Source organism: Conexibacter stalactiti (assembly GCF_033542075.1).
GTDB classification, from domain to species: Bacteria; Actinomycetota; Thermoleophilia; order Solirubrobacterales; family Solirubrobacteraceae; genus Conexibacter; species Conexibacter stalactiti.
In genome coordinates, this window is the sequence record NZ_JAWSTH010000001.1 from 56,351 (window position 1) to 75,063 (window position 18,713).

15 protein-coding genes are annotated in these 18,713 nt (G+C 71.8%); 2 read left to right on the forward strand and 13 right to left on the reverse strand.

What is annotated here, in order from left to right:
* The first annotated feature begins 21 nt into the window (after positions 1–21).
* Positions 22–1,443 (forward strand): hypothetical protein, encoded by a 1,422-nt coding sequence (locus R7226_RS00240; RefSeq protein ID WP_318595002.1) that lies wholly within the window; start codon positions 22–24, stop codon positions 1,441–1,443.
* Positions 1,444–1,509: 66 nt separating this feature from the next.
* Positions 1,510–2,271: a hypothetical protein gene (locus R7226_RS00245; RefSeq protein WP_318595003.1), complete on the forward strand. Its 762-nt coding sequence runs from the start codon at positions 1,510–1,512 to the stop codon at positions 2,269–2,271.
* A gap of 66 nt (positions 2,272–2,337) precedes the next feature.
* Here the strand turns inward: R7226_RS00245 and R7226_RS00250 are convergent, their stop codons facing one another.
* The 13 genes from R7226_RS00250 to R7226_RS00310 form a co-directional block, all read right to left on the reverse strand.
* The gene (locus R7226_RS00250) at positions 2,338–3,201 is read right to left on the reverse strand and encodes a poly(ethylene terephthalate) hydrolase family protein (protein WP_318595004.1); all 864 of its coding nucleotides are present in this window, start codon (positions 3,199–3,201) and stop codon (positions 2,338–2,340) included.
* Positions 3,201–5,123, reverse strand: a complete 1,923-nt coding sequence (locus tag R7226_RS00255; RefSeq protein ID WP_318595005.1) for a TolB-like translocation protein — start codon at positions 5,121–5,123, stop codon at positions 3,201–3,203. The genes R7226_RS00250 and R7226_RS00255 overlap by 1 nt, the downstream gene beginning before the upstream one ends.
* Positions 5,114–6,673, reverse strand: a complete 1,560-nt coding sequence (locus tag R7226_RS00260; RefSeq protein WP_318595006.1) for a zinc-binding metallopeptidase family protein — start codon at positions 6,671–6,673, stop codon at positions 5,114–5,116. Before R7226_RS00260 ends, R7226_RS00255 begins: the two co-directional genes overlap by 10 nt.
* Positions 6,674–6,746: 73 nt before the next feature.
* Positions 6,747–9,527 carry a glycoside hydrolase family 78 protein gene (locus R7226_RS00265; RefSeq protein WP_318595007.1) on the reverse strand — a complete coding sequence of 927 codons (2,781 nt, stop codon included), beginning with the start codon at positions 9,525–9,527 and terminating at the stop codon, positions 6,747–6,749.
* A 30-nt stretch (positions 9,528–9,557) separates the two neighbouring features.
* A complete protein-coding gene (locus R7226_RS00270; RefSeq protein ID WP_318595008.1) occupies positions 9,558–10,346 on the reverse strand; it encodes a DeoR/GlpR family DNA-binding transcription regulator in 789 nt (262 codons plus the stop codon).
* A complete protein-coding gene (locus R7226_RS00275; RefSeq protein WP_318595009.1) occupies positions 10,343–11,977 on the reverse strand; it encodes an AMP-binding protein in 1,635 nt (544 codons plus the stop codon). The genes R7226_RS00270 and R7226_RS00275 overlap by 4 nt, the downstream gene beginning before the upstream one ends.
* On the reverse strand, positions 11,974–13,032 hold the full coding sequence (locus R7226_RS00280; RefSeq protein ID WP_318595010.1) for a serine hydrolase domain-containing protein: 1,059 nt from the start codon (positions 13,030–13,032) through the stop codon (positions 11,974–11,976). The genes R7226_RS00275 and R7226_RS00280 overlap by 4 nt, the downstream gene beginning before the upstream one ends.
* Complete coding sequence (locus R7226_RS00285; protein ID WP_318595011.1) at positions 13,029–13,895, reverse strand: carbohydrate ABC transporter permease; 867 nt, start codon at positions 13,893–13,895, stop codon at positions 13,029–13,031. The genes R7226_RS00280 and R7226_RS00285 overlap by 4 nt, the downstream gene beginning before the upstream one ends.
* The gene (locus R7226_RS00290) at positions 13,895–14,848 is read right to left on the reverse strand and encodes a carbohydrate ABC transporter permease (RefSeq protein ID WP_318595012.1); all 954 of its coding nucleotides are present in this window, start codon (positions 14,846–14,848) and stop codon (positions 13,895–13,897) included. The genes R7226_RS00285 and R7226_RS00290 overlap by 1 nt, the downstream gene beginning before the upstream one ends.
* A gap of 18 nt (positions 14,849–14,866) precedes the next feature.
* Positions 14,867–16,225 (reverse strand): ABC transporter substrate-binding protein, encoded by a 1,359-nt coding sequence (locus R7226_RS00295; RefSeq protein WP_318595013.1) that lies wholly within the window; start codon positions 16,223–16,225, stop codon positions 14,867–14,869.
* A 214-nt stretch (positions 16,226–16,439) separates the two neighbouring features.
* Complete coding sequence (locus R7226_RS00300; RefSeq protein WP_318595014.1) at positions 16,440–16,730, reverse strand: hypothetical protein; 291 nt, start codon at positions 16,728–16,730, stop codon at positions 16,440–16,442.
* A 6-nt stretch (positions 16,731–16,736) separates the two neighbouring features.
* A complete protein-coding gene (locus tag R7226_RS00305) occupies positions 16,737–17,168 on the reverse strand; it encodes a hypothetical protein (protein ID WP_318595015.1) in 432 nt (143 codons plus the stop codon).
* A gap of 358 nt (positions 17,169–17,526) precedes the next feature.
* Positions 17,527–18,693: a hypothetical protein gene (locus R7226_RS00310; RefSeq protein WP_318595016.1), complete on the reverse strand. Its 1,167-nt coding sequence runs from the start codon at positions 18,691–18,693 to the stop codon at positions 17,527–17,529.
* Positions 18,694–18,713: the final 20 nt, after the last annotated feature.

The window sequence follows — 18,713 nt, forward strand, 5'->3', positions numbered from 1 at the left end:
AGCGCGCCGTACCGTCGGCCGATGTCCCGTCTCAGACTGCTCGGGGCCGTGCTCGCCGCACCGCTCCTGCTTCCCGCCTCCGCGTCCGCCGCGACGACGATCGGGGCAAGCCCCGCCATCGCGATCCCCACCACGCCGCTGATCGGCTGCGCGCCCGCGGCCGCCTGCACGATCGCGCAGGACCGCCTCTCGAACATCGACCAGCGCGTGAGCGAGCGCGGCGTCGTCGTGCGCTGGCGCGTCCACGGCGAGGGCGGCCAGGCGCGGCTGCGCCGCGTCGGCGGCGGCACGACCGCGACGGAGTCGCTGCCGACGACCGCCGGCAGCGCCGAGTACCTCGCCCAGCTGCCGGTCCAGGCCGGCGACGTGCTCGCCGTCGACCTGCTCGGCGGCGCGGGGCTGTCGCGTGAGCTGAACCCGATCGGCCTCGGCTCCGACATCGCGCTCACCTGGACGCCGCCGCTGGCCGACGGCGAGACGCGCGCGCCGTCGGAGAGCTCGGAGGCCTACTGGCTCTACCAGGCCGACATCGAGCCCGATCGCGACGGCGACGGTCTCGGCGACGAGACGCAGGACCCCGACGGCGGCGTGGTGACGCCGCCCCCGCCGCCCCCGCCGCCGCCGGCGCCGCCCGGCCCGCCGGTGACGCCCCCGGGCCAGGGCGAGGAGAGAACGCAGGCGCCGCGCGTCGAGCCGCCGAGAGCGGGCCCGACGCTGAAGCTCGCCGGCAGCGCCGCGGCGACGAAGAAGGGCGTCGTCACGATCGCGCTCGCCAACCCCTACGACGTCGCGCTGAAGGGCAGCCTGACGCTCAAGCAGGGAAGCAGGAAGGCCGGCTCCGCGAAGGTCTCGCTGACCGCGCGCGGCAACCGCTCGCTGACGGTGAAGCTGTCGAAGCCGGCGGCGCGCACGCTGGCGAAGAAGCGGTCGCTGAAGCTGTCGGCGACGCTGACGCTGAGAGGACCGAGCGGCAAGGCGCGCACGACGAGAGCGACCGTGACCGCGAAGCTCGGCCCGGCACCGAGAAGAGGCACGCCGACGAGACCTGGCAACGACGGCGGCAGAACGGGCGGCGGCAGAAGCGGCGCCGGCTTCGACGGCACCTACAGAGCGCCCGACGGACAGGTGATGGTCGTCGAGAACGGCCGCGTGCTCAGCTTCAGCGGCACGATCACGACGTACTGCACGAAGTCGAGCAAGCAGAAGAACGTCTCGTACGGGATGTTCGGCGACGACCCCGACCCGACGGTCGCCGCCGACGGCAGCTTCGCCTACGAGGCGACGAGAGGCTACGGCTTCATCAAGTTGAAGTTCGACGGCCGCATCAACGGCGACGTCGTCACCGGCAAGTTCAACGTCGAGGACACCTCGCCACTGCTCGGCACCGGCCGCTTCGAGTTCGACTACTGCTTCGCCGGCAAGGACTACAGCCTGTCGCGCTGACGCCGAAACCGCACGCTGTTCGGTTAGGCGCTCAAGCTCGCTGCACGTGCCTCCGATGAAGGGGGCATGAAACGAGCTGCCGCAGCCGTGCTGGCCGCCGTGCTCGTCGCGTGCTCCGCGACGAGCCCGGCAGCCGCCGCAACGAAGAGAAGATCGACGACGCAGCGCTGCGTCGTCAAGAAGGTCAGAGGCAAGAAGAAGAAGGTCTGCAGAAGAGCGGCGGTCACGCGCGGCAAGACGGGGCCGCGCGGGCCGGCCGGCAGAAACGGCGCGAACGGTTCGCAGGGCGCCGCCGGACAGCAGGGCGCGCAGGGACCCGCCGGGTCGCAGGGCGCGACCGGCCCACAGGGCCCCGCCGGCCCGGTCGGCAGCAGCCCGGCGCTGACGAGATACGCCTCCGTCGCCGGCGAGATCACGACCGACTCGACGACCTGGGTCAGACTCGGCGGTCCGCAGGTGACGGTCACGGTGCCGGAGTCGGGCACGATCGCGGTCGCCGCCGCGGCCAACTCGATCGCCACCGTCGACGGCGCGGGCGCCGTCTCGCTGTTCGAGGACGACGAACCGATCGACGGTCAGGCGATCGGCACGACCTGCGGTCCCGACGGCTTCCTCTTCGGCGTCGACAACGACGGCGCGACCGTGAGCACGTTCGGCACGCCCGGCAACGGCTTCATCTGCTTCTCGTTCGGCGCCCCGAGCACCGTCCTCTTCCAGACGACGCCCGGGCCCCACACCTACGAGCTGCGTTACGCGTTCGCGTGCGGCTGCCCCGGCTCGACCGCCGGCTTCGCCAACCGCAAGCTGTGGGTGATCCCGCAGCCCTGACGCGCTGAGCGCGTCGCGGCCGCCGCTCCCCCCGGAGCGGCGGCCGCGGGTCACCTCGCCCGCCCCCTACGGCAGCGAGCGCACCGCCTGGTTCTGCCAGAGCGTGTTGGTGAGCAGCTCCGGCGCGCTGCCGGCGAACGCCGTGCGCGCCGTCGCGTCGCCGTCGAGCGTGTACTTCAGCCACGCCGTCAGGTAGCCGAGCGTGCCGCCACCCGTTCTCTGGATCGTGTTGTGGTCGCCGCCCTTCAGCACGGCCGCGGCGGCCGGGCCGCCGGCCGCTCTGTAGTAGCCGGTGACGACCGAGGGGCCGGCGATCAGCACGTCCCACTGCCCGCCCATGAAGAAGGCGGGACCTCTCAGCTGCGAGACGTCGAACTCGTCGCCTCTGCTGACCCACAGCGCGGCGGGCAGCGCCCAGACGGCGGTCGAGGTGATCAGCCCGCTCGATCTCGTCGTCGCGTTGATCGCCCCGCCGGCGCCCTGCGAGTGCCCGACCGCCGCGACGTGCGCGGTGTCGAGCTTGCCGTTGAAGACGCTCGCGGGATCGGAGGCCGCGGCGACCAGGTACTGCGCGCCGGCGAGCACCTCGGTCCCCTTGCCGGTCGTCGAGCTGGTCGAGGCGACGACGGCGTACCCCCACGAGGCGAGGTGGTTGAGCAGCCCCGGGTAGTCGGCCGGCGTCGCCAGCGAGCCGTTGCCCCACGTCACGATCGGGTGTCTGACGCCGCCGGAGCCGAGCGCCGTCGGGTAGTAGAGCTGGAAGATCGCTCTGCCGCTGCCGTCGTTGACGGTCGCGGTCGAGACGGCCCACGGGCCGGTCGCCTGGTATCTCGCCTCGACCGGCGCCGCGACGGCGGCACCGCCGAAGAGCCCGCACGCGAGCGCGACCAGCGCCACGAGCGCCGTCGCCAGCATCCGCATCGCCTTCATCACTGCACCTCGGTTCTGTCGGCGGTGAACGTGTCACCGGCGGTCGCGACGACCTCCAGCGGGCCGCTGGAGCCGGCCGGGACGACGACGGTGGCGTCCCCTCTGGCGTCGGTCTCGGCGCTGACGCCGCCGACGGTCACGACCGCGCCCTGGACCGGACGGCGGTCGCCGAAGCTGCCGGCGGCGTAGCCGTCGGGGTCGCTGTCGGCCTCGACGTGGGCGGTCACGACGCGCGTGCCGCCGCTGCCGGCGGCGACGCTCGCCTCCAGCTCCAGCGGCGCCGTTCTCGGCAGCTTGTCGGGACAGGCGCCCAGTCTCGGGATGTCGCCCGACAGTCTGTAGCCGTCCAGCTCGGCCTCGACATGGCCGCTGGCGACCGGTCTGCCACCGAGGCGGCCGATCGTGTAATCGGCTCTCATGTAGCCGGTTCTCGCACCGGTGATGACGAGATCGGCTCTGTTGGTCGCCGGCGTCTGCGCCAGCAGCGGCGAGACGATGCTCTCGGTGCCGCTGACGAACGAGAGGCCGTCGTCGGAGTATCTGTCGTAGGTGACCGACCAGTTGCCCGCGGCGATCGTGCCGAAGTGCGTCAGGAAGGCGCGGCCGGAGTGGAGGCCGTTGACGGTCACCAGCAGGGCGTTTGAGTCGATCGTGCCCTTGTAGTCGCCGGGCGCTCTCGCCCACGACCCGACCGCCGAGGAGACGACCGGCAGCGGCGTCGTCGCTCTGCGCTTGAGCGCCGCGACCAGCAGGCGGTTGGAGCCGAGGTTGGTCGTGTACGACATCTCCGTCAGCGCGACCTTCGTGCTGGTCGGGTTCCACGCGCCGCGGCCGGGGACGTTGTTCTGCGGATGCAGGTCGCCGCCCTCGTACGGCGCCAGCGGCTGGCCGAGCAGTCTGCCGGAGCCGTCGCCGCTGGCCGGCAGCAGCCACGGCTGCAGGTCGCACTGGAAGCCCTCGTCGTGGCCGACGTAGTAGATCGCGGCGTTGACCGAGATCGGGTAGTCGACGAACGAGCGCCGCGGCAGCAGGCCGGCCGCGTCGACGCGGTGCATGCCGCGGTCGGAGTGCAGCAGCATCAGCTCGCCGTCGGGCGAGTCGCCGCCGTCCTCGTCCCAGTCGGGATGGCCGGTCAGGCGCGTCACCTGGCCGGTCGCGAGGTTCGTCTTGTAGAGGTCGGGGTTGCCCTCGAACTGGCTCGTCACGTACGTGACCGAGGCGCCGCCGTCGGTGAAGCCCTTCAGCTCGTAGAGCGCGCCGCCGTTGGTCCAGCCGACCGGGTTGCTGTCGAGGCCGTTTCTCGGCCCGGGCGGGTTGACCGTCTTGATGTTGGTGGCGACGTATCTGTCGGTTCTGCGCTCCAGTCTCGCGACGAGCATCGGGCGTGTGTCGAGGCGGCTGGCGGTCCAGCCGATGTGCTCGCCGTCGGGCGACAGATGCCAGACGCCGGAGCCGAGGATCAGCGGGTCGAGCAGGCCCGGGATGCCGGTCCCTCTCTCGCCGCTGACGTCGACCGGCAGCAGCGTCTTGGAGTCGCACTGCAGCACGCTCGGCGCGCATTCGAGCACGAAGGCGCGCTCGAAGTCACCCCACATCACGCGTCTGCCGTCGGGGAAGACGTCCTTGAACGCCTCCTGCGCAGCCGGCACGATTCTGGGGTCGTTGGAGAGCCCGCAGCTGATGCATCTCAGCCCGGTGCCGTCCTCGTTGACCACGTGCAGCTGACCTCCGGAGGAGAAGATCAGGTGTCTGCCGTCCTGCGTCCAGATCGGCGTCGAGGCGGCGTAGCCGGCCGGCAGCGGGATCGTCTGGAGTTCGATGGGAATGAACGGCGGCGGAGCTGCCGCGGCGCTCGCCGCCCCCGCCGCGAGGGCCGCCGCGGCGACCCCCGCGATCACGGCGCTGCGCGTCCTCAGACGCATGTTCTCGCTCCTCTCGCGCGCTGGTCGCGCATGAACGTGAAGTCGCCGGCGATGTCGGACTGCGACATCGGGCCGAGCCCGAGCACGACGTCGGTGAAGGCGAGCGTCGCCCGCCGCATCAGGTCGATGTCGAGCGCCTCGACGCCGAACTGCGGCGTGAACAGCATCTTCGGCGCGGCGATCGGCGAGATCGTCGGCAGCAGGTGCTGGACGTACGGCGTGCCCTCGCCGCCGAACGAGCAATGGTGCGGGACTGTCGCCAGGTCGGCGGCGCTGAGCCCCTTCACCATCGCGGTGCGGCGCACGTCGCGCGCCTCGATCCGCGCTCTCACCAGGCTGCGCATCGCGTTGGAATCGGTCACCGGCAGCAGCAGCAGCTCGTTGAGCGATCTGTCCGCGACGAGCTGCTTGCCCGGCAGGCTGCCACCGCGCCCGACGGCGTCGTAGCGGCGCGCGCCGAGGTGCTCCAGCACGATCACGGCCGCGACTCTGCCCTCGTCGTACTCTCTGTCGAGCTGCGCGGCGTACTGGCCGGCACCGCCCTCGCGTCTGTCGGGCCCGGTCAGGTGCTGGTAGAGGTGGGCGGTCGTGAAGGCGAACTGGATCGTCTTCGGACGGCACTCGATCGGCAGCGATGCGAGGTATCTCGCCTGCGCGAGGATCGACAGCGGGCCGTTGTCCCAGACGGGGTTCATGCCGTCGGTGTGCGAGGTGACGACGATCTTGCGATCGCTGCCGCCTCTCAGCGTCGCCAGCACGGTGCGCGTTCTGGCCGGCGTCCATCTGACCTCGGAGACGAACGTGCCGGTCGCGCCGCCTCTGGCGATCGCGGCCTTCAGCGCCGTGCCCTCGTCGACGCCGAGGAAGGCGGCGGGAACGCCGATCGGCAGCCCCTCGTACGGCGCGTACGTGCCCGCGATCTGGCTGTGCGGCAGCTGGCTGACCATCAGCACGGCGGCGGCGCCGGCCGTTCTGGCGGCGGCCGCGTCGACGCCGGCCTGCGCCAGGATCTCGGTCGAGTCGGAGCCGAGCATGTTGATCGTCAGGCCCGGGTCGTAGACCGACCAGCCGAGCAGCGGCGGGTAGAACAGCAGGTACGGCGCGTTGTTCCACGGCAGGTCGCGCACGACGATCTTGCCGGCCGAGTTGGCGGCGGTGATGTTCGTGCCCGACGGCAGGTAGACGTACTCCGCTCTCGCCCCGCCGCTCGGCGTGGCGGCGGTGAACGGCACCGCGCCGGCGACCGGAAGGCTCGTCGAGCCGACCGTCAGCGACGTCGTGCCGGAGTCCCAGCGGTCGATCTCGTAGGACAGCTCGGAGGTCGTGATCCCGGGCACCGCCGAGATCTCGTCCTCGAGCCAGTCGATGTACTCGGTGTGCGCGGCCGAGCCGGTCGGGCGCGGTCCGAACTCCTCCAGCTGCTCGGCGTAGTCGAGCAGCTGCGCGTTGGTGGCGAAGCTGCCACCGTCAGTGAGCAGCGAGCACTCGTCTGCCAGCGCGGTGGCGGGCAGCGCGAGACCGGCCGCGACTGCGAGCAGGGGCAAGCCCATGCGACGCATGCGTCCCATCGGGTCCTTCCTCTCTCCTCGGGAGGGGCGCGTGCCGCGCCCCTCCGTGATCGGGTTATCGATGAGGCGAAGTCGTGTGCTGCAGCGCGCCGAGCAGCGGCGCGGTGAAGACGTAGCGGCCGGCCGGCACCTCGACGAGCACGCGCCCGTCGGCCGCGCCGGCGAGCACGACGCCGGGCGCGTCGGCCAGCGGGCGGCCGCCCTCGCGCACCTGCGCGGGATCGGCGGCGGGGACGTGCACGGTCGCGCGCGCGCCGGGCGGGATCTCGACGTCGAGCGCCAGCTCGTCGTCGACCAGCTCCCAGCCGCTGCGCACGGGCCCGCGCGGCGAGGCGTGCTCGGCGCGCGCCCAGCTCAGGCGCGGGTCGGGGAACGGACGGATCCGCACGTGCGCCCAGCCGGCGCTGCCCGGCTCCTGGTCGAGCCCGGCGACGTGGCGGTGCAGCCACTCGCCGATCGCGCCGAAGGCGTAGTGGTTGAAGGAGTTCATGTTCGGCGAGGCGAAGCCGTCGGCCTCGCTCCAGCCGTCCCAGCGCTCCCACGTCGTCGTCGCGCCAGCGCGCACCTGCGCGCCCCACGACGGCGCCGTGTCGGCGAGCGCGAGGTCGTAGGCCAGCTCGGCGTAGCCGTGCTCGGTCAGCACGGGGCAGAGCAGGCCGGTGCCGAGGAAGCCGGTCGAGAGGTGGCGGCCGCGCGCGAGCACGTCGTCGGCGAGCTGCGCCGCGACCGCGGCCCGCTGCGCCTCGCCGTCGAGCAGCTCGGCGTGCAGCGCCAGCAGGCAGGCGGTCTGCGTCGCGACCTCGCTGCGCAGGCGCCCGTCGCCGTCGAGCCAGGTGGCGCGGAAGGCGGCGGCGACGCGCGCGTGCAGCGCCTGCCAGCGCGCGACCTCGCGCTCCATCCGCCCGAGGTCGCGCGCGATCTCCGCCAGCAGCCGCGCGTCGAGCGCCCAGTAGGCGGTCGCCAGCAGCGCCTTGTCGGTGACGGCGTCGACGTTCAGCCAGTCGCCGTAGCTGTTGTAGAGCGCGTTGCGGCGAACGTAGTCACGGTTGCCCTCCGCGATGTGCGCCATCCACCGCTCCATCGACGGGTAGGCCTGCTCGAGCACGCGGCGGTCGCCCGACGCCTGCCACACCAGCCACGGCACGATCACGCCGGCGTCGCCCCAGCCGGGCGCGCCGTGCGAGAGCACGTCGTAGTCGGGCGGCAGCGGCGCGACGTCGGGGAAGGCGCCGTCGTCGGCCTGCGCGTCGCGCACGTCCTGCAGCCACTTCGCGAGGAAGGCGGTGCAGTCCATGTTGCGCAGCGCGGTGGCGGCGAAGACCTGCGTGTCGGCGAGCCAGCCGAGCCGCTCGTCGCGCTGCGGGCAGTCGGTCGGGATCGAGAGGAAGTTGCCGCGCTGGCCCCACTCGGCGTTGCGCGCGAGCGCGTTCAGCAGCTCGTCGGAGCAGGCGAACGCGCCGGCCCACGGCGCGTCGCTGTGCACGACGCGGCCGGTCAGGTCCTCCAGCCGCGGCCGCTCGGCGAGGCCGCTGACCTCGACGAAGCGGAAGCCGTGGACGGTGAAGGCCGGCTCGAAGCTCTCGGCGCCGCCGCTCGGGTCGCCGCTGAGCACGAAGGTGTCGCGCTGCGCGGCGGTGCGCAGGTTCTCCGCGTAGAGCGTGCCGTCGGCGGCGAGCATCTCCCCGAAGCGCAGCGTGATCGTCGTGCCGCGCGGCCCGGCGGCGCGCAGCCGCGCCCAGCCGACCATGTTCTGCCCGAGGTCGAAGATCCAGCGGCCGGGCTGCGGCTCGCTCAGCGCGACGGCCGGCAGCTCGCGCGTGACGCGCGCCGGCTCGCACGGCTGCGGCTGCAACAGCGCGCGCTCCGGTGGCGCGTGCACGACGACCGCCTGCCAGCGCGAGTGGTCGAAGCCGCTGTCGTCCCAGCCGCGCTCGGCGTCGCGCGCGTCGTAGCGCTCGCCGTGCTGCAGGTCGGAGTAGAGCCGCGGCCCGCGCGTGCCGCGCCAGCTCGCGTCGGAGACGATCCGCGTGAGCGTGCCGTCGGCGTGCTCGATCACGAGCTGCACGAGCGCGCTCGGCCGCTGCCCGTAGTGGCCGCCGGCCTTCTTCATCATCCAGCCGACGTAGCCGGCGTACCAGCCCTCGCCCAGCTCGACGCCGAGCGCGTTGTCGCCGTCGCGCAAATGGTCGGTGACGTCGAATGCCTGGTAGTGGATCCGTCTGCGGTAGTCGGTCCAGCCGGGCGCCAGCTCGTGGTCGCCGACGCGCGCGCCGTTGAGCCGCAGGCGGTAGAGGCCGCGCGCGGTCGCGTAGGCGGTCGCGCGCACGACCGGCGCGCCGCTCAGCGCGAAGCGCGTGCGCAGCAGCGCCGAGGTCATCCCCATGTTGTGCAGCGGGTCCAGCTCGGCCCCCGACGCCGGCGTGTGCTCGGCCCAGGGGTGGCCGTGGCCGATCCACTGCGCGCCGCCCCACTCCTCAGGCGCGGCGGCGAAGCTGGCCGGCACGCTGCGCGGCCCGGCCTCGCCATGCTGGTCCCACAGCGTCACGTCCCAGACGACACGCTCGCCGGGCGCCAGCGGTCGCCCGCCCCACGCCACGGCGAGCGCGTCGCCGGAGACCACCCGCCCCGAGTCCCAGATCAGCTGCTCGCCGGCGAGCAGCGCAGCGCGCGTCGCCGCCGCGCGGACGCGGTAGGACGTCTGCCGCGCGCCACGGCCGGCGCCGCCGCCCTCGCCCGCGGGCGCCGCGATCCAGCTCAGCCGCGGCGCCGCCGCGGCGATCGCGAGCGGGTCGACGAGCCGCTCGCAGCGCAGCCGCTCCCCTCGCAGCTCGCCCACGCAATTTCCATCCCCGTATGTGCCCATGGCTCAGGCTTCGTGGAGCTCCACGCCGGCCGCGGCGAGCATGTCGATCGCGTCCTGGCCGACGTCGGCGGTGATCGCGTGGCCGAACTCCTCCACGTCGCCGATGCGGTTCTGCGCCAAGGTGCCGAACTTCGACGCGTCGACCAGCAGCATCGGCTCGCGCGCTCGCGAGACGATCGCCGCCTTCACCTCCGACTCGTAGGCGTCGGGGTCGGTCAGCGAGCCGTCGGTGCCGACGCCGTAGACGGAGACGACCGCGCGGTCGGCGTAGTAGCCGCGGATCGCCTTCGTCGCCGCCGGCCCGACGGTCGAGCGCGACAGCGAGCGCAGGATCCCGCCGACGACGACGAACTGCATCCCGGGCGGCGTCTGCTCGGCGAGGTCCATCACCGCCAGCGAGTTGGTGATGACCGTGCACGGCAGCGGCTCCTCCAGCAGCCGCTCGACGAAGTACCAGGCGGTGCTCGACGAGTCGACGAGCAGCGTCTCGTTCGGCTTGACGAGCTTGTAGGCCTCGTCCGCGAGCCTGCGCTTGCGCTCGACGTCGCGCTGGAGACGATCGGCGAACGACGCCTCGTGGGCGACCGGCGCGAGCGTGCTCGCGCCGCCCCAGGTGCGCGTCACCAGCCCGCGCTCCTCCAGCGCCGCGAGGTCGCGCCGCGCCGTCATCGCGGAGATCCCGAACGCCTCCTCAAGCTCCGCGATCGAGACCGAGCCGCGTCTCTGCAGCAGCGCGGCCATCCGTCTGCGGCGCTCGGCCGGGACGAAGCGGCGGTACATCCCGCTCGTCATCGCGTCGCCTCCTCGGCGACGAGGCCGAGCTGCTCGATCGTCGTCTCGCGCATCTTGTACTTCTGCACCTTCCCGGTGACCGTCATCGGGAACTCCTCGACGAACAGCACGTGCCTGGGGACCTTGAAGTGCGCGACGCGCTCGCGGCAGAAGGCGCGCACGTCGTCGGCCTCCAGGCTGGCGCCCTCGCGCAGCCGCACCCACGCGCACAGCTCCTCGCCGTACTTCTCGTCGGGGACGCCGACGACCTGGACGTCGATCACGTCCTCGTGCAGGTAGAGCAGCTCCTCGACCTCACGCGGGTAGACGTTCTCGCCGCCGCGGATGACCATGTCCTTGATCCGCCCGACGATCGCGAGGTAGCCGCCGTCGTCCATCGTCGCGAGGTCGCCGGTGTGCATCCAGCCGGCGGCGTCGATCGCCTCCGACGTCTTCTCCGGCTCGCCCCAGTATCCGAGCATCACGCTGTAGCCGCGCGTGCACAGCTCGCCGGTCTGACCGCGCTCGACGACGAGGCCGGTCTCGGGGTCGACGACCTTCACCTCGACGTGCGGGCCGACGCGGCCGACCGAGCCGACGCGCAGCTCGAGCGGGTCGTCGGTGCGCGTCTGCGTCGAGACGGGAGAGGTCTCGGTCATGCCGTAACAGATCGACACCTCGCCCATGTGCATCCTGTCGATCACCTGCTTCATCACCTCGATCGGGCACGGGGAGCCGGCCATGATGCCGGTCCGCAGCGAGCTGAGGTCGTGCTCGGCGAAGGTCGGGTCGGCGAGCATCGCGATGAACATCGTCGGCACGCCGTAGAGCGAGGTGCAGCGCTCCTGCGCGACGGCGCGCAAGGTCGCTGCCGGATCGAAGCCGGCGGCCGGGATCACCATGCAGGCGCCGTGCGACGTGGCCGCGAGGTTGCCCATCACCATGCCGAAGCAGTGGTAGAAGGGGACCGGGATGCAGACGCGGTCCTGCTCGGTGTAGTCGATCAGCTCGCCGACGAAGAAGCCGTTGTTGAGCAGGTTGTGGTGGCTGAGCGTCGCGCCCTTCGGCGCGCCGGTCGTCCCGCTCGTGTACTGGATGTCGATCGGGTCGTCGAAGCTCAGCGTCGCCGCCCGCTCGGCCAGCGCGGCGTCGTCGGCCGGCGTCGCGACGAGGCGCTCCCAGGCCGGGTCGTCGTCGAAGAGGACGACCTCGCGCAGCTCGCTCAGCCCGTCGCGGACCTGCGCGACCATCGCGGCGTAGTCGCTGCTCTTGAAGGCGCGTGCGGCGAACAGCACGCTCGTGCCCGACTGTCTCAAGGCGTAGGACAGCTCGTGCGTGCGGTAGGCGGGGTTGACGTTGACGAGCACGGCGCCGATCCGCGCGGTCGCGTACTGGACCAGCACCCACTCCCAGCGGTTGGGCGACCACAGGCCGACGCGGTCGCCCTTCGCGACGCCGAGCGCGAGCAGACCGCTGGCGAGCCGGTCGACGGCGGCGTCGAGCTCGGCGTAGGTCCAGCGCAGACCCTGCTCGCAGGCGACGAGCGCGTCGCGGTCGCCGCAGCGGCGCGCGGTGCCGCGCAGGTTCTCGCCGATCGTCTCGCCGATCAGCGGCACGTCGGAGACGCCGCTGGCGTATGACGGGGCGCTCATGCAGGTACCTCCTCCGGGGGTGCGTCGAGGGCTCCCGCCGGCGACAGGCACGTCGTGAAGGCGTTGTGGACGTTGTCGAGGTCGACGCCGACGTCGAGCGGGTTCATCAGCCCAGTCAACAGGACGAAGCAGGCGTCGTGGTCCGGATACATCCACCATTGACATCCGGAGAGGCCGCCATGTCCGTACAACCGCTGTTCCAGCAGCGTCGGCGAGCCCATCCGCATGTTCCAGACCATGCCCCACTCCTGGCCGGTGCCGGGGCCGATGTGGAGCGGGTCGGGCAGCAGCCGCGGGATCCCCGCCGTCTGCGGCGTCAGCATCGCGGCGAGCGTCGTCGGATGGACCAGCGAGCGGTCGCCGCGCAGCAGCATCGAGCCGAGCGACAGCAGGTCCTCGGCGCGTGCGTTGAGCGCGCCGGCCGGGTGCTTGAGATCGCGGAAGCGCTGCACGTCGAAGAGGACGCGGTCGAGGCCGGCGACCGGCACGACCTCGACGGTCGGGTCGTACGTCAGCCCGCCGACGCCCGTCAGCGCGTTGAGGTCGTTGACGAGGTGGTCGTGGAAGGAGCCGCCGGCGGCGAACTCGACGAGCGCCGCGATCCCCTCGAACGCGACGTTGCAGTAGAGCGCGTACTCGCCCGCGCGGAACATCTGCGGCGCGGTCAGCAGCTGCTCGCGCACGCTCGTCTCGGGCGTCACGGTCGCCTCGACGATCCCGGCGGTGTGCGTCAGCAGGTGCCAGAGCGAGACCTCGTCGCCGATCCGCGCGACGCCGAACTGCGGCAGCGCCTCTGAGAGCGCCGTGCGCAGCGCCAGCTTGCCCTGCTCGACCAGCCGCAGCGCGGTCAGCGCGACGAGCGGCTTGGAGGCCGAGAAGAGCAGGAAGGTGTCGTCGGTGACGATCGGCCGCCTGCCGGTCGAGCCGAACGCCTCCAGGACCTGGATCCCCTGCGAGGTGGCGACGCCGAAGACGGCCGTCGGCAGGCGCCCGCTGTCGACCTCGCGGCGGATCAGGTCGAGCACGAGGTCGAAGTTGCCGGGGGCCTGGGTCATCCCTTGACCGCTCCTTCGGTGAGGCCGCTGAGCACGCGGCGTTGGACGAACAGGTAGACGATCACCAGCGGCAGGCTGGTGAGCACGACGTGCGCGAAGACGAGGTTCCAGCTCAACGTGTCGACGGTGCTCGACGCGAACTGGAAGAGCGTCAGCGGCAGGGTCGCGCTGCCCTCGCCCTGGATCAGGAAGAGGGCGAAGAAGAAGTCGTTCCAGACGGTGATCATCAGGATCACGCCGCCGACGAGCAGGATCGGCCGCAGCAGCGGCAGCAGCACGTGGCGGAAGGTCTGCACGGGGCTGGCGCCGTCGACCTGCGCGGCGTCCTCCAGCTCCTCCGGCAGCGCCCGCACGAAGCCGGTCGTCAGGAAGATCACGAGGCCGAGGCGCGCCGAGATCGTCACGAGCGCGTAACCGAGGCGCGTGCCGTCGAGCGACAGCTCTCTCAGCAGGTAGATCGACGGGATGATCGCCGGCGGCAGCAGGACCGAGAGCGTCGTCAGGTAGTAGGCCGCTCTCAGCCAGCGCTTTCTGGTGCGCGCGAAGGCCCACGCCGCCATCGCGCCGAGCAGCAGCACGACGGCGATCGCCGGCACGGTCACCAACAGCGAGTTGAGCAGGCCGGTGAAGTAGTGGCCATCGTCGACGACGGTGCTGAGGTTGTCGCCGATCGCCCACTGCTCGGGCAGCTTCAGCGACAGCGCCTGCGCCTCGCCGAGCGGCTTCATCGCGTTGACGAGCACCATCCACAGCGGCAGCACGACCCACGGGATCGCGAAGAGGGTCAGCGCGGCGTACTTGATCAGGCGGCCGCGCGGCGGCATGCGGCGCGGGCTGCGGATGGTGGGGACCGAGATGGCCATCAATTCACTTCCTTCTTGCGCAGCCACATCACCAGCGGCACGGCCGTGATCACCACGAGCGTGGCGACGGTGAGGCTGAGCGCGCTGGCCGGGCCGAAGAACGACTGGCCCCACTGCAGGCGCATCGCGACGTTCAGCACGGTCGTCGTGTCGCCCGGGCCGCCGGCGGTCGTCGCGGCGACGACGTCGTAGGCCATCAGCGCGACCGCGAGCGTGACGGCGACGTTGAAGGTCAGCGCCGGCGCCAGCATCCGCAGCTTGATCTTCCAGAAGCGCGTCCAGGCGTTGGCGCCGTCGATCGTCGCGGCTTCCAGCAGCTCCTTCGGGATCGACTTGAGGCCGGCGATGTAGACGAGCGTGATCAGCCCGCTCCACTTCCACGCCTCGATCAGCGCGACGGCCGGCAGCGCGGTCGTCGGGTCGCCGAGCCAGGCGGTGTCGACCGTGCCGGGGAGGAAGAATGACAGCAGCCCGTTGATCGGGCCGTTGCCGGCCAGCATCCCCTTCCAGATGTAGCCGGCCGCCAGCGGCGAGATCAGCACCGGCACGAAGAACAGCGAGCGGTAGACGGTGTTGAGGCGGTTGGTGTCCTCCAGCGCCAGCGCCAGCGGCAGGCTGACGGCCATCTGGAAGACGAGCACGAGGACGGCGTAGAGCAGCGTCGTGCGGACGGCCGGCCAGAAGATCTCCTGGTCGATCAGCGTGCGGAAGTTGTCGATCCCGTTGAAGCCGATCTCCTCCGAGTAGCCGCTCCAGTCGGAGAACGCGAAGCCCGCGTTCAGCACGAAGGGGAGCGCGAAGAAGATCGCCACGAGCAGGACGGCCGGAAGCGCGAACCACTTCCAGTGGCCGCCCTCCCGCGGCGACTTGCGTCGCCGCGGGTTGGGCTCCGACGCGCGCACCGCGGTCTGCTCCGGTGCGCCCGCCGCTGGTGTCAGCGTGCTGCTCGCCACGACCGTCGAGCCTCTCGCCTACCAGCCTTCGAGCTTCGCGGCCTTGGCCGCCTGCTCGATCGACTTCTGCGTCTGCTCCGAGATCTCGGCCGGTTCGACCTCGCCGATCAGGAGCTTGTTGATCAGGACCATCACGCCGCCGACACCGGGCACGTCGGCCGCGTAGGCGATGTTCGCCGGGCCTCTGTCGTAGGCGGCCTTGACCTCTCTCGCGAGCGCGGAGATGCCGGCCGGCTCGGGCGTGCCCTCGATCACGGGGAACGCTCTGGCGGCCTCGATGTATCTGCCATAGCCTCTGTCGGTGACGTAGCGGATGAACTCCAGCGCCGCCGCCTCACGATCGCCGTCGCCCGTTCTCGGCAGGTAGTAGGAGCCGATCGGGCTGGGGATGTAGGTCGCCGCCGCGGCCTCGCCGCCGATCGCGAAGAAGCCGATCTCTCTGTCGACTCTGGCCGCGTCGCCGCCGGCCGCCGCGACCATCGCGGGGATCATGTCGGAGTGCAGGGCGACCATCGCGACCTTGCCCTCGACGAGCCCTCTGACGGAGTTCTCGACCGTCGCGCTGGCGGCGTCTCTGTTGAAGCAGCCGTCGTCCTTGAGCTGCTTGTACGTCTCCATCGCTCTCGTGAACGGCGAGCCGTCGTCGTCGAGGTGCGCTCTGTTGGCGCGCAGCTCCTGGCCCCACGTGTTGTCGGGGTTGGCGTCGCCCATCAGCAGCGTCGGCAGCACCTGGACGGGCCACTGCGAGCCGCCGGACTCGGCGATCGGCGTGACGCCGGGCGCTCTCGCGAGGATCGCCTCGCAGGCGGCGACCAGCTCGGCCGCGTTCTGCGGCGGCTCGACGCCCGCTCTCTCGAAGACGGTCTTGTTGTAGAACATCCCGAAGACCTGCGGGAAGCCGATCACGGCGCCGTAGGTCGCGCCGTCGACCGTCGCGGCGCTTCTGTAGAGGTCGCCGGACTTGGCGATGTACGCCTCGCCAGAGAGGTCGCGCAAGTTCGCTCTCGGGTTGAGCGCGAGCAGGTTGGTGACCGTCGGGTGGTACTCGAGCACGTCCGGACGCGAGCCCGAGGCCCATCTCGTCAGCGTCGTGTCCTCGAAGCCGGCCGAGGGGTTGGCGACCGTTTCCAGCTCGATGCCGGTGTCGGCCTCGAAGTCTCTGTAGAGCTGTCTCAGCGCGGGCGGATCGGCGCTGTTGTGCCACAGCGTGATCTTCGTGCCCGGCTTGGCGCCCGTCGGCTCCGTATCCACCGTCGCCACCGAACCGGCGGTCGAATTGGTGTCAGACGAGTCGTCACTACTTCCGCAGGCCGTCACCGTGAACGCGGCAGCGACCAGCAACGCGATCGCGACGATCGCGCGCAGCATCCAGCGCATGCTCTCCTCCGTCTCTCCTCTTGATGAGCGACTCGACCCGCGCGACCTGTGCGATTCGTGATCGAGTTCGGGAGATTACACAGCAAAACATCGCGCGAGTCAAGGGAAAATCGCCCGTTTTCGCGCTGTAATGACCACATTCACCATGAAAGCAAGGTGATCTTTTGATGATCGAGTCGAAGTTTTTGCTGTTCGACTCGCTCAGGAAGGCGATTCAGGGGCGGTGGAGCACGCCGAGACGCGCGTCGAGGCTCTGTCTCTCCGTCAGCTCGTCGCTCCACACATCGAACGGCAGACGGTCACCGGGAATCGGCGCGGTGACCCGCACGCCCCAGCGAAACGGCCGCGCGAGCCGCACGCTTCCGCGCACCTGCGCCACCGGCAGCGAGAGCCGCAGCGTGTCGCCGGCCGCGGAGGCGCGCAGGTCGCGCAGCGGCGTCGGCTGCTCGAGCTCGCCGCGCCACGCGCTCGCCCAGCCATCGTGCAGGGAAGCTCGCCACGCCATCTCGGCCTAGACGCGGTCGCGCAATGTTCCGGGGACGATCCGCCCCTGACGGACGGTGAACTCGGATGTTGGCCTCGGCCGGCACCGCTCACGGAAGCGCAGCTCGAACGTGAGCGATCCCGCTTGCGTGCGCAACGCGGCACCGCGCAGGTCGATGGGCAGGCGCTCCTGGTCGACCGCGCCCGGATCCCTCCAGCCACGCACGTCGAGCAGCGCATCGCCGGCGCCGCTGACGACGCCGCCGTCGAACGGCAGCGGCTCCGGCCCGATCGGCGCGCGCGTGCGCAGGTAGCCGTCGATCGCCCGCCGTTCGTACAGCCGCAGGCGTTGCGCGATCCGGTCGAGCCAGCGCAGGTGAACGGCAGCTGCACGAGCGTCCGCGGCACACCGTCGTCGAGGTCCAGCTCCCACAGCAGATCTGGCGAGACGATCCGCCATGCGCCGCGCTCGCGCAGCAGGAAGACGTCGGCGACTCCGGCGCGCGTCCGCGGCGCTGTGCGGAACCGCCGCGCTACGTCGGCACGCAGGTGAACCCGATCACCGCGTCGCGCGACGAAGCGCACACGTCGCACGTCCGTCCCGCGCCAGCCGTCCTCGTCCAACGCCATGAAGGCGGCGAAGATCGCGACGGCGGCGTTGCACGCGCGCCGCTGCTTCATCGCGGTGTACGAGTCGGGAAAGCGCGGGTCGGTGCCGGCATAGAGCGGCGAGTCGAGCAGGTCTCGCAGCCGGCGACTGAGCAGGGGACAGACGCGTGCGCGCGGGTCCCGTTCGTCGACCGCGGCATGCGGATGTGTCAGGGTCGGTGCGAAACGCCGTCCGGGGCGCCGTTCGGTGACGGCTCCGGCGCCCAGTCGCTCCACACCTCGGCGAGCAGCCTCGGCGGAGTGGGCGGCGTCGTTACGACGACCGACCAGCGCAGCTCCTCGCCGTCGGCGAACCCGCGCCGCACCACGCCGGGCGCGAACGCGACGCGCAGCAGGTCGCCGGCTGCCGACGCGGTCACCCCGCCGAGCATCGTCTCGCGGCCGGCGCCATCACGGCGGGCGACGCTGACCCAGCCGTCGCTGAGGTCGCCGACCAGCCGCTCCTCCGCGCGCTGCCGGCCCGATTGCTGTCCCAGACGCAGCTCGAAAGCAAGGTTGGGCAGCAATGGCGCGGCGAAGCGCAGATCGAGCGTCGTCGTCCCGCCGTCGGTCGCGAGCGCCGCCTCGACGAGGTCTGCGACCGCCCCCGGCGCACGCTCCATGCCGTCGCCCAGCTCGGTCCGCGGGTCGCCGACGGCGTCGGCGACCCGACTCGCAGTGCCGCTCCACGGCAACGGAACGGCGAGCGCCGGCGCACGGGTGGCGAGGTAGCGGCGCACTCGCCGCTGCGCACGCTCCCGGTGCTCCCTCGCCGCGCGCGCGAGCCAGCGGCGGTGGCGCGGCAGCTGCGCCAACGTCCGGGGAGCACCCGCCGGGCCTGCCCACAGGTCGAGCAGGTCGGGCGCGCTGATGATCCGCCAGCTCCCCTGCTCGCGCACGAGCAGCACGTCGATCCCGCGCAGGCGCGGCCGCGGCCCCCGTGCGAAGCGGACGCGCGCCGACAGATGAGCGGCATCGCCACCCGGTGCGCGGAGCACGGTCACGCCGACCTTCGCCCGCCGCCAGTCGGCGCCCCCGAGACGGATCGTCTTCCACATCTTCGCGACCGCATCGCAGCCGCGAATCGCCGCGTCACGCGTGTGCGACGTCGGCAGCCGCGCGTCGAGTCCCGCCCACTCCGGCGCCGCCGCCAGCTCCAGCACGTCGGCGGCGAGCAGCGCGCATTTCGGCGCGCCGGAGCTGGGCGCGTTCATCGCCGCGACGAACTGGTGCAGGACGGCTCCCGGGTCCTGCCGCGCGCCCACCGGCGCTGTCGGGCAGAGCAGCCCGGCGACGACGACGGCGAGCAGGAGTGAAAGACGGCGGACGTGCTGCACGGCAGGCGATCGTAGGCGGC